Origin of the sequence: Bacillus sp. Cr_A10 (assembly GCF_029222665.1) — a bacterium.
Lineage (GTDB): Bacteria > Bacillota > Bacilli > Bacillales_A > Planococcaceae > Psychrobacillus.
Genome location: NZ_JARHXR010000019.1, coordinates 40123 through 56060, shown reverse-complemented (window position 1 = coordinate 56060; position 15938 = coordinate 40123). Strand labels below are relative to the sequence as shown.

At 37.1% G+C, this 15938-nt stretch carries 18 protein-coding genes; 3 read left to right on the top strand and 15 right to left on the bottom strand.

The annotated features are described in order from the left end of the window. Window positions 1-44 precede the first annotated feature (44 nt). The 3 genes from P2Q73_RS16560 to P2Q73_RS16550 all read left to right on the top strand — a co-directional run bounded on the left by P2Q73_RS16560 (window position 45) and on the right by P2Q73_RS16550 (window position 2542). Entirely contained in the window at window positions 45-395 is a 351-nt protein-coding gene (locus tag P2Q73_RS16560; protein ID WP_053590588.1) for a YojF family protein, read from the top strand. Window positions 396-407: 12 nt separating this feature from the next. After that, window positions 408-1094: a bacillithiol biosynthesis deacetylase BshB2 gene (bshB2, locus tag P2Q73_RS16555; protein ID WP_053590589.1), complete on the top strand. Its 687-nt coding sequence runs from the start codon at window positions 408-410 to the stop codon at window positions 1092-1094. A gap of 107 nt (window positions 1095-1201) precedes the next feature. Next, a complete protein-coding gene (locus tag P2Q73_RS16550) occupies window positions 1202-2542 on the top strand; it encodes a YjiH family protein (protein ID WP_056828152.1) in 1341 nt (446 codons plus the stop codon). A gap of 129 nt (window positions 2543-2671) precedes the next feature. On the opposite strand, the gene P2Q73_RS16545 is transcribed toward P2Q73_RS16550, so the two are convergent. The 15 genes from P2Q73_RS16545 to P2Q73_RS16475 form a co-directional block, all read right to left on the bottom strand. Then, entirely contained in the window at window positions 2672-3631 is a 960-nt protein-coding gene (locus P2Q73_RS16545; protein ID WP_275789190.1) for an L-threonine 3-dehydrogenase, read from the bottom strand. Between the two features lie 677 nt (window positions 3632-4308). After that, window positions 4309-5505 carry a glycine C-acetyltransferase gene (locus P2Q73_RS16540; RefSeq protein ID WP_481747166.1) on the bottom strand — a complete coding sequence of 399 codons (1197 nt, stop codon included), beginning with the start codon at window positions 5503-5505 and terminating at the stop codon, window positions 4309-4311. Window positions 5506-5631: 126 nt separating this feature from the next. After that, window positions 5632-6699, bottom strand: a complete 1068-nt coding sequence (locus tag P2Q73_RS16535; protein ID WP_056828156.1) for a hypothetical protein — start codon at window positions 6697-6699, stop codon at window positions 5632-5634. Window positions 6700-6777: 78 nt separating this feature from the next. Next, window positions 6778-7428 carry a YczE/YyaS/YitT family protein gene (locus P2Q73_RS16530; protein ID WP_275789185.1) on the bottom strand — a complete coding sequence of 217 codons (651 nt, stop codon included), beginning with the start codon at window positions 7426-7428 and terminating at the stop codon, window positions 6778-6780. 66 nt (window positions 7429-7494) lie between these two features. Beyond that, window positions 7495-7986 (bottom strand): Cys-tRNA(Pro) deacylase, encoded by a 492-nt coding sequence (gene ybaK / locus P2Q73_RS16525; protein ID WP_275789183.1) that lies wholly within the window; start codon window positions 7984-7986, stop codon window positions 7495-7497. A 12-nt stretch (window positions 7987-7998) separates the two neighbouring features. Beyond that, a complete protein-coding gene (locus P2Q73_RS16520) occupies window positions 7999-8688 on the bottom strand; it encodes a hypothetical protein (protein WP_275789181.1) in 690 nt (229 codons plus the stop codon). 176 nt (window positions 8689-8864) lie between these two features. Further along, window positions 8865-9191, bottom strand: a complete 327-nt coding sequence (locus tag P2Q73_RS16515; protein WP_053590597.1) for a four-helix bundle copper-binding protein — start codon at window positions 9189-9191, stop codon at window positions 8865-8867. Window positions 9192-9252: 61 nt separating this feature from the next. Next, the gene (locus P2Q73_RS16510; protein ID WP_275789178.1) at window positions 9253-9822 is read right to left on the bottom strand and encodes a YdhK family protein; all 570 of its coding nucleotides are present in this window, start codon (window positions 9820-9822) and stop codon (window positions 9253-9255) included. Window positions 9823-9932: 110 nt separating this feature from the next. Further along, window positions 9933-12350, bottom strand: coding sequence for a heavy metal translocating P-type ATPase (locus tag P2Q73_RS16505; RefSeq protein WP_275789176.1), 2418 nt, complete (start codon window positions 12348-12350; stop codon window positions 9933-9935). Between the two features lie 81 nt (window positions 12351-12431). Continuing rightward, window positions 12432-12641, bottom strand: coding sequence for a copper chaperone CopZ (copZ, locus tag P2Q73_RS16500; protein WP_056828163.1), 210 nt, complete (start codon window positions 12639-12641; stop codon window positions 12432-12434). 14 nt (window positions 12642-12655) lie between these two features. Next, window positions 12656-12982: a metal-sensing transcriptional repressor gene (locus P2Q73_RS16495; RefSeq protein ID WP_053590601.1), complete on the bottom strand. Its 327-nt coding sequence runs from the start codon at window positions 12980-12982 to the stop codon at window positions 12656-12658. A gap of 290 nt (window positions 12983-13272) precedes the next feature. Next, window positions 13273-13809: a thiol-disulfide oxidoreductase ResA gene (gene resA, locus P2Q73_RS16490; protein ID WP_056828164.1), complete on the bottom strand. Its 537-nt coding sequence runs from the start codon at window positions 13807-13809 to the stop codon at window positions 13273-13275. A 187-nt stretch (window positions 13810-13996) separates the two neighbouring features. Further along, complete coding sequence (locus P2Q73_RS16485; protein WP_275789172.1) at window positions 13997-14401, bottom strand: disulfide oxidoreductase; 405 nt, start codon at window positions 14399-14401, stop codon at window positions 13997-13999. Beyond that, window positions 14391-15035: a DsbA family protein gene (locus tag P2Q73_RS16480; RefSeq protein WP_275789170.1), complete on the bottom strand. Its 645-nt coding sequence runs from the start codon at window positions 15033-15035 to the stop codon at window positions 14391-14393. The genes P2Q73_RS16485 and P2Q73_RS16480 overlap by 11 nt, the downstream gene beginning before the upstream one ends. 54 nt (window positions 15036-15089) lie before the next feature. Beyond that, window positions 15090-15938, bottom strand: coding sequence for a M56 family metallopeptidase (locus tag P2Q73_RS16475; protein ID WP_275789168.1), 849 nt, complete (start codon window positions 15936-15938; stop codon window positions 15090-15092).

Here is a 15938-nt window from a genome sequence, read left to right as displayed (position 1 = left end):
TCATTATACTAATAAAAGACAGTATGCTAGGAGGCTATTTAAAAATGGAACTTGTCCATGTAGAGCAGTTACAAGAGCTTTTAAATAATTTTGCAAACGAAGATGTTTATATACATTTAGAAACAACGAATGGGGCTTATGCAACTCATTTCAATGAGAATGTTTTTAATGCAGGTGCTTTTATTCGCAATGTGGTTATACGTTATGAACTTGGAAAAGTAGCCGGTGAGGCACCACATCGAGTTGGCCTTAAACTTCCGCACGGTTGGGTTTATGCCCAAGGAATCACACATTATGAGTTAGATGAGCATGGTCGATTATTAATGGCAGGTCATGATCAAAGCGGAAAACTTGCAGTTGCACTTCAAATTAGCAGAACACCATTCACTTATTAAGGAGGAATTGAAATGACTTTACCAATGGAACGACACGTTTTGGTCGTATTCCCTCATCCAGATGACGAAGCTTTCGGTGTTTCTGGTACGATTGCTACATATATAAAACAGGGAATTCCCGTAACATATGCTTGCTTAACGTTAGGAGAAATGGGAAGAAACTTAGGCAACCCTCCGTTTGCAACACGCGAAACACTACCTCAAATTCGAAAACAAGAACTTCTTGCTTCTGCAAAGTCTATGGGTGTGACAGACCTTCGAATGATGGGTCTTCGAGACAAAACAGTAGAATTTGAAGATGATGAAAAAATGGTAGAAATGATGGAGAATTTAATAAAAGACACAAACCCCTCTCTAGTTATTACATTCTATCCAAACTATGCAGTACATCCTGATCATGACGCTACTGGTCGTGCGATGATACGAGCTGTCCGTCGTATGCCAGAAGAAAAACGTCCTACAGTGTATGCACTTGCGTTTTCAAACAATTCAAGAGAAGTTCTTGGAGAGCCCGACGTAATTCATAATATTAAAGAATCAAAAGAAGAAAAAATGGGTTCCATGAGAGCACATATTTCTCAAACAGCTTGGATGCTCGAGGAAATGGAGAAACGGTTAGCAGATGGTGAACCAGAAGCAGAAAATTGGCTTCATTATGAACGTTTCTATACGTACAATTTTAGTAAAGATTTCGAATAATGGAACATAACGCAATCCTATAGACTTCCCATATTAAATGAATTAATATGTATGAATGATTACACCAAACGCATATTTATTCATTTACAGAAAGTTGGTCTAACACTTTGAAAAAGTTTTCACTGTCTACTTGGTTTCTATTCCTACTACCTTCTATAGTAGGTGTAATATTATTTATGATTCCTTTGCCAATTGAAGGAGCAACACAAATTCCCATTGCTTATTTTGCTAGTCTTCTTGCAGGAGTATTAGAACCAGTTATTCACTGGGTTTCTCTCGTAACAATGTCGATAGCAGCAATAGGTTCAGTGATGTTTTTATTCGTTCCTAAAAAGAATACATTTATTAATAATCTCTTTAAAGTAACCCCATTTTGGACCGTGACTCGTGTCATTGGAGCTATTTTTGCCTATATGATTGTTTTTGAAGTGGGACCGGAAGTCGTTCGTAATGAAAATACAGGTGGAATGTTATTAAGCCCTGATGGTTTGGTGTCCTTCCTATTTACTATTTTCTTGTTTGCGGGATTATTACTACCGCTCTTATTGAATTTCGGATTACTAGAGTTTTTTGGTACGATGATGGTGAAAATCATGCGTCCATTGTTCAAACTTCCTGGTCGTTCTGCAGTTGATGCCTTAACTTCATGGGTAGGCGATGGAACAATTGGGGTTTTACTAACAAGCAGACAGTATGAGGAAGGTTACTACACGAAAAAAGAGGCGGCAATTATCGGTTCTACATTTTCAGTAGTATCCATTACATTTTGTATCGTCGTTCTCGAAGAAGTAGGACTATCCAATTACTTTATCCCTTATTACTTGACTGTTTTATTGTGTGGGGTTGTTCTAGCTTTTATTATGCCAAGAATCTATCCACTTGCTGGCAAGGAAGAAAACCATATTGACGGTCGACCGTTAGATTTAGAGGCGGAAAAGCACCCAGAAAATTATAATGCAATTACGCATGGCTTAGAAAATGCATTGAACACTGCGAATCGTAATAGATCTATTTATAAATTCTTTTCAGATGGCTTTAAAAATGTAATTGATATGTATATTGGCGTGGCACCGGTTGTTTTAGCATTCGGTACGATTGCATTAATGCTTGCGGAATATACTTCTGTCTTTACTATACTTGGCAAACCATTTGAGCCTTTGTTAATGCTATTCGGAATTCCTGAAGCTGCAGCAGCAGCACAAACGATGGTCGTTGGATTTGCTGACATGTTCTTGCCTTCTATTTTAGGTGCATCTATTGACTCTGAGATGACTCGTTTCTTTATCGCAACCATGTCTGTTACGCAGTTAATATACATGTCTGAAGTAGGTGGCTTGTTACTCGGCTCGAAAATTCCTGTTAACTTTAAAGATTTAATCGTTATTTTCTTGCTGCGTACACTTATTTCATTCCCTATCATTGCATTAGTTGCACATTTACTATTTTAAAAATCGTACACTTTCAATATTGGTTTCAATCGTTTCAACTTTGAAGGGTTGGTTCGTGACTATCATCGCGACCAACCCTTCTTTTATCTGTAATCTTGTGGCGTACGTCAAAAAAAGCAGCGAGTCCTTTTACAAGGAACCCGCTGCTTTTTTCATTGTCAATTTTTCAAGCATATCTTTCGTCATCGCATCTAAATCATATTTATAAGTGAATCCCCACTCCGCTTCTGCTGCTGATGCATCAATCGAATCTGGCCAGCTATTTGCAATCGCTTGACGTACTGGATCTACCTCGTAGTTGATTGTAAATGTCGGAATAACCTTTTTAATAGATGCTGCAATTTGCTCGGGCTCGAAACTCATTGCCGTAACATTAAAAGCGTTACGATGAATTAACTTAGACCCATCTGCCTCCATTAAATCCACGATAGATTGAAGCGCATCAGGCATATACATCATATCCATGAATGTCCCTGCAGCAATATAGGAAGTGTATTTCCCTTCCTTTAATGCCTTATAATAAATATCTACCGCATAATCGGTTGTACCCCCACCTGGTAAAGTTTCGTTTGAAATCAAACCTGGAAAACGGACGCTTCGAGTATCTAAACCAAATTTATGAAAGTAATAGTCACAAAGAAGTTCTCCTGATACCTTATTCACTCCATACATAGTAGTTGGACGTTGCAGAGTATCCTGAGGTGTATTCTTTTTAGGTGTTGAAGGTCCAAATGCACCGATAGAACTTGGTGTAAAAAACTGCATATTTAAATCACGTGAAGCTTCCAGTGCATTCACCAATCCACCCATGTTTAAGTTCCATGCAAGCAACGGCTTAGCTTCTGCAGTAGCCGATAAAAGTGCTGCCATATGAATCATCGTATCTGCTTGAAAATCTTTTGCCAACTCATGCATTTTTTCTCCATCTGTTACATCGAGAATTTTAAACGGTCCACTTTCGGACACTGCAGATGAAATGTTTCTTACATCGGTCGCCAATACATTATCAGCACCATACTCATTTCGAAGTTTTACGACTAGCTCCGAACCAATCTGTCCTAAAGCACCAGTAACCATTATCTTTTTCATATAACTTTTCTTCCTTTCAAAAACAATTGTATTTATGGGAAGTACAAACTTCTTCTTAAGAACGTTGATATAGCAATATTTTAATAAATTTTATTATACGCTGTTCGTTGGTGATATACAACAAGTGAATTTATTTAGTTTTGTATGTAGCTTATGCAAAAGGCATAAATTTGAAACTTTAATAGAAAAAAGCAGCCATATCAATGGCTGCTTCCGAATTGTCGACAAAAGGTATCGAAAGGCTTTCCTCTAGATATCTCTTTTGACATTATTTATGTATTTTACCGGTGTAAATATTCCCAAATATGACGCTGCGTCAGCATCTCTAACTGTTCACGGTCATTGATTAGACTTATTGTCTTCCTAACCCATCAGCTCTAATGATGTGTTTTTATGTAGATCCTTGACTTATATCATTATGTAATCATCCAATATATTGATTGGAGCGGAGGCGGCGACTCCAGCGGGAAAAGCGGGACAGTCGAGACCCTGGACTGAGCATTGCGAAGGAAGCGGCTCGGCCCCGCCCGCGGAAAGCGTCCGCCGGGAGCGGAAATCGCAATTCTATTTATCAAATTATTTATTTTAAATGAAAAAGACTATAGATAAACTCATAATCCTTAGAGTTTATCTATAGTCTGAAGCAGCCATATAAATGGCTGCTTTCCTTAATTTTTTTATGAAATTACCCCAAGCTCTTTCCCTACTTTTTCATATATACCTAATGCTTCGTCGAGCATTTCTTTTGTGTGTGCTGCAGTTGGCATGTTCCGAACTCGGCCTGTGCCTTTTGGTACGGTTGGGAAGACGATAGATTTTGCGTATACACCTTCTTCAAATAATCGTTTGGAGAATTGTTGCGTCAGTTTTTCATCTCCAATGATACATGGTGTGATCGGTGTCTCAGAAGCACCAATATTGAAGCCAAGTTTAGATAATCCGGCTTTCAAGTAGTCTCCATTTTCCCAAAGCTTATCGTGTAACTCTGTAGAGTCTATAATCATTTGAACAGCAGCTGTAATTGCTGCTACGTCACCAGGTGGTAGGGCAGTGGAAAATAAAAACGGACGGGAACGAACTTTTAACCAGTCGATTAAATCCTTTTTACCTGCAACATATCCACCTACTACTCCGATTGCTTTAGATAGCGTTCCGATTTGGAAATCGATTTTTTTCTCTAAACCGAAATGCTTTACAGTTCCTTTCCCTTTTCCTGTAACACCTGACCCGTGTGCGTCGTCAACATACGTAATGAGGTCGAATTCTTTTGCAATTTCTACGATTTCAGGAAGTTTTGCAATATCCCCGTCCATAGAAAATACGCCATCTGTGATGACCATTACTTTATTGTATAAGCCAGATTCAGTTGCCTCTTTTGCTTTTGCACGTAAATCATCCATATCCGAGTGGTTGAAAGCGATTATTTTCGCTTTCGAAAGTCGGCAACCGTCAATAATTGATGCATGGTTTAATTGATCTGAAAGGATCGCATCATTTTTGTCCATAACAGCTGAAATTGCGGCCATATTACAGTTAAACCCTGATTGATAGGAAATTGCTGCTTCCGTTCCTTTAAACTCTGCTAGCTTTTTCTCTAGCTTAATATGAAGATCCAAAGTTCCATTAATTGTACGAACTGCTCCTGCTCCTACCCCGTACTTGTCCACCGCGTCTTTTGCAATGCGTTTTAGTTCTGGGTTCGTTGCTAGACCCAAGTAATTATTAGAAGATAGGTTTATCAGTTCAGAACCATTTACAGTTATCTTCGATCCGTTTGGGCCTTCTACTGGGTCGATTTCGTTATATAGCCCTTGGTTTTTCAATGCATCTAAGTTTTCTTTTAAAAAATTGTTTAATACGTTTGACAAGGTCATCTTCCTTTCAAGCGAAATAGTCTTTTCTATCTTACCATGATTAAAGCAAAAATAAAAAAAACCGCTGACTAACATCAACGGTTTTGTGTTTGATAGCTCAAATATCTTATGTTAGATTGAAACATACTAATAAGTACCAACAGTCTCTATCATTTTATTTTGCAATTCTGTCCATTTATCTTCATCAATTGCACTATCGTATAGTTTCTTAATAACCTTTAAATCTCCTGCATACGTCGATATATAGTCTTGTGCAAGTTGCATCTCTTCTGAATATCTATGTTTCACTTCTGCAATCTTTTCTTCATTCACTAAGGATTGGTCTATATGAGGAAAGAAGTCAACTATTTCATCCCCTTCTCTTTCAGGCTCGTAAACGTGTGGACTGGTTGCGTCTACCAAACACATTTGTAACTCTGGAACGACAATTCCGTCTACGCTATTTGAATCCAATCCGCACCAAATAAGACGAGTATCTAATCCATGTTTCTTAGCTTCTTCTCCAAAGCTTTTGATGAAAGAAGACTTTCCACTACCAGGTAATCCCTTTATAAACAAACGAGACTTTAAGTTTTTAGAAATGGATTGTAACGTATCCTTAGCACCTACTGGAGTAAGTGATCCCATTAAACGATGCGTTACTGTAGGTTTCTTTTGAAGTGCTACATTACCAATCGCTGTCTTTTTTAATTGTGTCAGCAAATTGTTTATGCCATCCCATTGAATAGCAGGATGGGTGAGTTGCTCCCACTCATCATGAATTACCTTTGCACGACTTAATGCTTGGAGCCCTTTTGTTAACCATACCTCATTCGCAATTTGCTTATCACGAACAAGTGGACCGATATCATGAAGTTTTCTTTCATCGTAAGCATTATAATAAGGCACCCACTCATGTCCTGCGCCATAATAAGATGGATCTAAAGTATCTGTTTGTATATAAAGGGTTTTAGTATCCGTAATATACACTCCATCCAATACATCTTCTTGAAGGGGATCATAAAACCACTCCATATTATTCCCTCTTCGTAATGCTACATAGCCAATTTCCTTCAATATTTCTGTCAGTCGATAAGAGGTCGGTCCCTTTAAAAAGTAAACTTTTTTAGCTTCGTGTATGATTTCTTTATAAAAACTCTTAACTCCTTGGCCCGTATACGATTTCCCTATATAGTGTGTAATAGTACCGTTCATATCATCATCCTCTCTATCTTTCATTCAATGGATAATGTATGCTCACAAAAGTAGAATTATGAAAAAAAGCACCAAAAATCATTCCTGATTTTCAGCGCTTACTTTTGCGAATGGTAATGTATAGCCACATATTTGAAATAATAACTTTTGAGAGAGGGGCAAAGCATAGTGAACCAACTGCCCGAGCAATAATGCAATAATAACAGTTCCTACTCCTACTGGCCCTCCAAGAATCCACCCGACAAAACCTACAATCACTTCTAAACCTGTACGTACTTTTTTTATACTCCATCCCGTTTTTGCTATGATTAACAGCATGAGAGAATCTCGTGGTCCAGCCCCCACATTAGGAGATACATAGACACCAACACCAATGGCCATAACAATCACGCCAAATATAAAAATTATTAGTTGACCTATAAAGCTCGTGATATCTGGCAACAACCAATTAAACATATCAATGAAGGAACCAATGAAAAGTATATTTAGCCAGGTTCCTAATTGGGGAAATCTCTTCGTACCAATCATAGTTACGATCACGATAAATATCCCTGTAAGTATAGCCCACGTTCCAATCGATAACCCTAAGTGTCTAAATAGTCCAACATGCAAAACATCCCATGGACTTATCCCAAATTGTTGTCCTTTAATTGTCATCGAAATTCCTAATGACATGAGGGTGACGCCTGCTATAAAAAATGCCCAGCGCCAAATTAATTCCTTTTTCATCAATAATCAACTCATTTCATCTTTAAAAAACTATAATTTTAATTATATCTTTCTAGAGATGAAAAGCTATTCATTTTCATTTTTACTGATTGTCGCTACCTTTCCTTTTGTCATTTTAAGCAAATCGGCTAACATAAGTTTTACTTGGAGTCCTATTTTCCCACCACTTACAATGATAAACTCCATGTTATTAGCACTTATGTCAACAAGAGTAGGAAATAGTTTTTTCATTCCGAAGGGGGAGCATCCACCTCTTATATATCCTGTAGTCTGTAGCAAATCCTTTAGTGGTAGCAATTCTACTTTTTTCTCCCCTACTACTTTTGCTACTTCCTTTAAATTTAGTTCTTTATCTACTGGTATAATACAAACAAAATATTTTTGTGGTCCTGCGGTGACAATTAATGTTTTGAACACAACAAAAACGGGGTAGCCAATTTTTTTAGCTACAGTTACCCCGTCTACTTGATCTCCTGTTAACTCATATTCAATTAAATCAAACGATATTTTTTGCTGTTCCAACATTCGAACAGCATTTGTTTTGTGTTTCTTCACCATAATTTGTTACTCCTAAGCTATTCGAAAGAAACTAGGCTGCGTATCTGTAAAACCATTGCGTTTCAATTGTACTTGATAGGAGTATTTGGCAATTGCCTGTTCTATTAATCGTTTTTTCTGTAAGTTCTCCAAATCCTCTTCTAACACTTTTGGAGATTGAAAATCCGCTTGAACAGAGCGATTGAAAACAGCTGCTTCATCTTCGATTTGTCTTTTTACTTCCAACTCTATTTGACGGTTTGCTTCTTGATTTAATATAATCTGTGATTGTACTTGCTGAATTTTTGCAGTCGCGCTAGCAGCAATTCTTACATCCTGTGGAGTTGGATTGGCTGGTTCTAGTGCTGAGCTCCGTACTTTTTCTAAAAGCTCAATTGTTCTTTCAGGTGTTGGTCCACCAATCGTTTGCACAGAAAGGCTTGGTCCTTTAATGTCCAGAATATTTTGTTGTTTACTAGTAGCACTCTCTATTTGTTGAAATTCACGGACTGCCGCACTTACTTCTGGTGAATCAAGTTCTCTCTCTTTATTTCCTAGTAATAAATCCTCTAATTCTGACAATGTAGGTACTTTCGGTTTAAAATACTCAGCTTGTCTTCGATATGCATCTCCTGCATCTTTACGTTGTATAGCTCTTTTCCTTTCTTCCAAGCTAGCAATCTGATGAGACATACCATTACCAGTAGATTTAACTATATTCATATAGGGTCACCCCTTTCTTAAAATTCTCCTATTTATCATTCTACCACTTTATCTGAATAATCAATCTTACTATAGTCATAAAGTTGTTCAAGCATATTTCTAGGACGAAAGAATCAAAAAAAGATGTTAAAAAGCCTCTCTTCGACTTTTTTAACATCTTTTCAAGAAATATTGACTTAAAGACTTCTCATGCGACACGCTTCTGCACATTTTAGGCAAGCTTCCGCACATTTTTTACAATGCTCATGGTCGTGTTTCGCACATTCACGAGCACAGCTTTCACATATATCCGCACAAAGTCGACAAATTTCTTTTACAAAAGGGCTATTTGTAGTCATTGCTTGTATCGCAAATGCACAGGCATCCGCACACGCACGGTCTAATTGTATACATCCCGCCATCATTTTAATGTCATCTTCTCTTAAACAAGCATCAAAACATGTATTGCAAGCCTTGAGACATTCTATACAAGCTTCTAGACATTCATCATATTTAGAATTCATGTACTCACCTCCTAATAGTATAATTTCCTATAAGAAATGAGTTCAAACCGAATATGAAGAGTTATTTTGATGTTAGCTCACTTTCTGTTACCCATTTATGATTTTTTACTTCTTCTCCACCAGTCGTTGGAGTGTAATCTACCATATATACAGTAGTATTTTCAGATGACTCTATTGTTCCTTTTGCTCCATCCATCCCTTCCATATGACTGGCCTCTATTGTGACTTCGGTTCCTGGTTCTAATGTTTTGCGACCAGCATTTTTAATTTCTTCTTGAATGATCCATTTATGGTTCTCTACTTTTTCACCTCCAGTAGTTGGAGTATAAGAAATTACATAAGCAGTCGTATTATAAGCTCCTACAATCGTCGCTTCTGCATCTTTCATGCCATTCATGTGATCCGTTTTCAAAATTGCTTTACTTTCAACCGGGTAGGTCGGATTATCTGCCTCTTTTAAACCAGCAGGAATCACACCTGAGCTAGAGTGGCTCATATCAGAGTGATTCATTTCTGAATGATCCGTATCCTGGCCTTCGGTTGCATTTGGCTCCTCTTGATTACTACCACATGCCGCTAATGTAAACCCAGTAAAAAGCGAAACTATTCCTAACAATAACTTTATCTTCATCTTCGTATTCCTCCTTATAGCTATTTTTTCCCTTTATTAATTTTAATAAAACAAGAAAACTATTCCTTTTATGGATACGAGTTCTTCACAATAGTAATTGCTCGTTAAATTTATTTCTCTAGCTTGACTCGTTGTAAGCGTAGAGCATTGAGAACAACCGATACAGAACTGAAAGCCATGGCTGCACCGGCTACCCAAGGTGCCAATAACCCTACTGCCGCAATTGGAATACCTAAAGTATTATAAGCGAATGCCCAAAATAAATTTTGTTTAATATTCTTCATTGTTTTATGACTCATAATGATCGCATCCGCTATACTGTTTAAGTCTCCACGTATCAATGTAATATCTGCCGCTTCCATCGCCACATCTGTCCCTGTTCCAATAGCCATACCGATATCCGCAACTGCTAACGCTGGCGCATCATTAATACCGTCACCAACCATAGCAACTTTCTTGCCACTCTCCTGCAGTTTTTTTACTTCATCCGCTTTTCCCTCAGGAAGTACTTCTGCAATAACATGGTCAATTCCAACCTCTCTACCAATTGCAGTAGCTGTTCTTTCGTTATCACCTGTCATCATAATAACGTCAATATTCATTTCTTTTAACCGTTTAATGGCTTTTTTAGAAGAGTCTTTAATCGTATCAGCGACTGCAATAAGTCCTGCATATGTCCCTTCTATACTTGCTAACATCGCTGTTTTTCCGTTAGCTTCTAATTCCTCCATAACAATTTGAATACCGGAAATGTCCACATTATATTGATTCATTAGCTTTCTGGTTCCTACAATAATCTCTTTTCCATTTATAGTTGTTTTAACGCCATAACCAGGGATAGCCTCAAAGTGTTGAACGCTTTCAAGCTGTATATTACGCGCTTGAATCCCTTGAACAATCGCTTCAGCAAGAGGATGTTCCGACTGTTTCTCCGCTGCACCAATTAAAGCTAAAAATTCTTCCTCATTTACTCCATCTGCTACGATTACATCGGTTAACTCAGGCTTACCGTTTGTTACAGTTCCCGTTTTATCAACAATGACCGTATCAATATGATGAGTAGTTTCTAAATGTTCTCCACCTTTAAACAGGATTCCAAACTCTGCAGCACGACCAGAACCAGCCATAATCGAAGTTGGTGTCGCAAGTCCTAAAGCACAAGGACATGCAATGACTAAAACTGCAATTAGCGCTTCTAATGCAGGTGTAAATTCACCTGGAACGACCCATACAATCCACACTAAAAAGGTAATAATGGCAATACCGATTACGATAGGCACAAACACACCTGAAATTTTATCAGCAAGTCTCTGAATAGGAGCTTTAGAGCCCTGCGCATCCTCTACCACTTTAATAATTTGAGCAAGAGCAGTGTCTCTACCTATTTTGGTTGCTTTCATTTTAAGAAAACCATTTTTATTTATAGTAGAACCAAACAATGTATCCCCAATTGTTTTATCTACAGGAATGCTTTCTCCTGTAAGCATTGACTCGTCAACAGCTGTGTTTCCTTCTATTACCTCACCATCGACTGGAATCTTTTCACCAGGCTTTACTAAAATAATTTCCCCTGTGACCACTTCTTCTAGTGGTATTTCTACTTCCGTTTCATTTCTAATGACTAACGCTGTTTTTGCCTGTAATCCCATCAGCTTTTTAATAGCCTCAGAAGATCGTCCTTTAGCTCTAGCTTCAAACAATTTTCCTAACAAAATCAAGGTAATTAATACAGCACTTGTTTCAAAGTAAAGCTGAGCACTATGATGCTCACCTGCCATAATAATCGCTTGATACACACTATAAAAATAGGCAGCGGATGTTCCCATTACGACAAGTACATCCATATTCGCACTTTTATTTCGCAATGCTTTATACGCGCTGACATAAAATTGTTTACCAATGATGAATTGCACAGGTGTCGCAAGCGCCATTTGTACCCACGGATTCATTAGAATGTCGGGCATATAAATGAACGACGTAAATGAAAAATGTCCAACCATCGTCCACAACAAAGGTAAAGATAAAATAGCAGAAAGGATAAATTTTCTTTTTTGTTTCTGTATCGCCTGCTCTCTATAATCTATTGCTTCCTTTTCATTTTCTTTATTGTGTGCCTCATAGCCAAGCTTTTCGACTCGAGAAATAATATCCATAACGGAAACTTGAGATGGATTATATTCAACCGTTGCATTTTCGAGAGCTAAATTGACATTAGCACTAGATACACCTTCCAGCTTACTCAGTCCCTTTTCAATTCTCGTTGCACAGGCAGCACACGTCATTCCTGTAATAGCAAACTCCTTTTTCTCTTTGGCAACACCATACCCAAGATCTTGAATTTTCTTTTCGAAATCTTTGTCATTGAGTTTTTCAGGATTAAATTTAATCAATGACTTTTCAAGTGCCAAGTTTACATTTGCCTCTTCCACTCCATCCATTTTCTTTAAGCCTTTTTCAATTCTTGTTGCACAGGCAGCACATGTCATCCCTGTAATTTGAAGACTTGTTTCTTTTAACTCACTTCTCATCCTTTTTCACCTCTTCTTTATATACGGTTAGGGGGTATATTTTAATGTAAGAAAGAGAGTGCTCCAAGAAGCACTCATAATTTATTGAACATCGTATCCTTGATCGTCGATTGTTTCTTTAATTTTTTCTACAGTTACTTTTTCATCGTTAAATGATACATCTACTTTTCCTGATTCTAAATGAACCTTTACTTGTTCAACGCCATCTAACTTCCCAACACTACCTTCTACTGAGTTAACGCAATGACCACATGACATTCCTTGTACTTGTAATGTAACTTGATTTACCATTTAAATTTCCTCCTTTATTTTTTCATTAGTTTTTGTATTGTTACTAACAATTCATCTAGAACTTCGTCGTCACCCTCAGCTAGCCTATCAACCACACAGCCCTTTAAATGACCCTGTAAAAGTACCTTCGCAACACTGTTTAGAGCCGACTGAGTTGCAGAAAGTTGAGTAATGATATCGTCGCAATAGACATCCTTTTCGACCATACCTTTAATTCCTCTTATCTGCCCTTCAATACGATTTAAACGATTCGTTAAGTCTTTTTTTACATGTTCAGGGTGATGACTTTTTCTACAAGAAATGTCAGATGCATTTGTACTTTCTTCTAATACATTGTCCAACTAAGCAACCTCCTATCCTTGCACTTATTATATGATACCTATGAGGGGTATGCAACAAAAAAGATTTATTTTTTGAAAAATCTTCACAAAATGTGTATCAGCAACTCAGAGAATTGAACACGGATGTGCGCTTGGCTATCGATTAATACTGTATTCTTTCCCATCTTTACGTGTCTACAAATTAAACAGTGCTTTTTGTCTTAATAGATGTATTAACTACAAAAATGACGTTCATATAGTTAAAGTTTTAACTAAAATGAACGCCATTATTTATAACTATGATTAATTAATTATATGCTGGGCATGATTTGCTCCATATAACGCTTAATGGTTTCTTCACTCATTTCGCCTGTAATTATTTTTTCTATTTTCCCCTCTGGGTTTACTAGAAAGGTTGTAGGTAAAGGATTGATATTATAAGTTTCCATTACACTTTTATTATCATCAATTAATACAGGGAAAGTTAAGCCTTTACGATCTACGAACTTTTGAACCTGAAAATCTGATTCACCAATGTTTACTGCTAATATTTGAAGACCTTGGTCTTTGTATTCTTGATATTGTTTGTCCATGAGAGGGAATTCTCTTTCACATGGTTTACACCAAGTTCCCCAAAAATTTAGAAAGACACCTTGCCCTTTATATTCCGATAATTGATGCTCTTCTCCATTCATATCAACAAGCGCAAAGTCAGGAGCATAATCCCCTACCTGCAATATAGCATTTTTTTCTTTAGTTAAATTTGAATAAATGGTTAAGCCGATAGCTCCAATCATTAATCCTAATATAACTAGACGCATGTAAAACCTTTTTTTCTTTTTATCCATAGTTATCCCTATCCTTTCTGGTTTTCTGAGATATCCCTGGAGTTTTCTGAGATACTCCGGGATTTTCTGAGATACTCCCGAGATTTTCTGAGATACCCCCGGATTTTCTGAGATACACCCGAGATTCTCTGAGATACTCCCGAGATTTTCTGAGATTCACCAAGATTTTATTTCCAAATAAGTATAGTTATTTACGTTTCCAAAGCATTAGCATCATAATTGTAATAAAAGTAAAAGCTATGAGTCCCAAAAAAGGAATCGTCACAAATCCGAACCAGTTAATGTATTGACCTGAGCATGGAACTCCGCTCGTACACGCACTAAATTCATGCATGGAAGGTATCTTTTGAAGTGCATAATGATAACTAGAAACCAACATCCCTATAACAGAGAAAGGTAAAATATACGTATATATTGTTCTGTCATTTCTATAAAAAGCAATACCTAAAAATATAACAAGAGGATACATCAAAATTCTTTGATACCAACAAAGTGTACATGGTATAAAGCCCATTCGCTCGCTGAAGAACAAACTTCCAACCAACGCTATAATGGAGACAACCCATGCAAACAGTAGAGATCTATTTACCATCAGAAGCCGCCTCATCCACCATCTTGGCTAAATCGTCCATTGTTCCTCCAGTAAATTCTTTTCCGCCGACAAAGATTGTTGGAGTTGCTGTGACACCTAGGCTATTAGCGATACTCATATCTTTATCCCATGCTTCTTTGCCTTTGCCTTCTTTAAATGCAAGCATAACTTTCTCTGTTTCCTCAGGATTTGCAACTTCTGCTAATACTGCCTTTAAGAAGTCTTCTGTCATTAAATTCGTTTGCCCAGTTTCTGTTGTTTGATTTGCAAATAATAGATGATGGAATTCCCAAAACTTTTCATTTCCAAGCTCTTTGTAAACCGTTTCCGCAAATTGTGCAGATGTCGTTGAATCAGCTGCAATAAATGAATAATTCATAAAGTAAAATTTCGCTTTTCCTGTTTCAACTAATTCTTGATTTATTATAGGAATGAGACTGTTATTGAATTCCCCGCAATGTGGACATTTGTAATCACCGAATTCAACTATTTCAACTGGGGCAGATTCTTCCCCTATAAACGGCTGTCCTTCGTAATTAATATCGACTGCCTTTTCTTTAGCATCCGTTAACACAACAATCGCTATAAGACATACCGCAACTATACCGATCACCCAAAATATTTTCTTAGACATATAAAAAACACTCCTGATTCAAACTACATACTGTAGTGTAATATGGTAAAAAATTTACGCTAAAGCGTAAATAAAAAATATACAGATTAAGATAAAAATAGCTAACGACAGGAACGCTTCCCTTACAGGTACCTTCCACTCAACATTCTTTAAGGGATTTAAAATATATTGAATTCGATAATTTACAGATGTATCCGCAAAGGATGCATAGGTAAAAGGCATTTTTTCTTGCTTTCCAACTTTCAATATTTTTAACAATGCACTCCCTAAGTACACAGATGTCTCTTGTTTCTCGATTGCGAATTCATCTGCCAATACTTCCTGAATGATTCTATATTTTTGATTAAACCACTTAAGAATTGGAATATAGCGAATTGTCGAGGAACATAGTGAGAGTAAAAAAATCTTAAATGGATCACGATTTTCTTGATGAAAATTTTCGTGAGCTATTACAGCCTTTAGTTCTTCCTCGTTTAATAGATTAATCAAACCTGTTGAAACGACAATTTTAGGTCGTATAAACCCCATAGTTATTGCGATTGGACTTGGGTAAGAGATGACTAAAATATCCTCTTCTCCACTACCATACATCTTATTCATTTTGGTTGTCAGCTTTTTCTCTCTGTATTGCTGAAACCTTCTTTTCATTCTGGATGCATGTATTATTTGTGACCCCATTTTCCAAAGGACAAGGAGAACGGTATAAACAACAAGTGCATCAAGGACATATTCAAGTGAGGATAATCCAATTGCTTTTAAGGTACTATGACAAACTGCAACTATATTAAACTTAACGTTCCATCCTGCTAACATCGAGATAATATATAGAGCCATTTGAAGAAAGATTATTCCGGAAATGACAAGTGATACGATGAACATAATTGATGATTGACGTTTTGACAT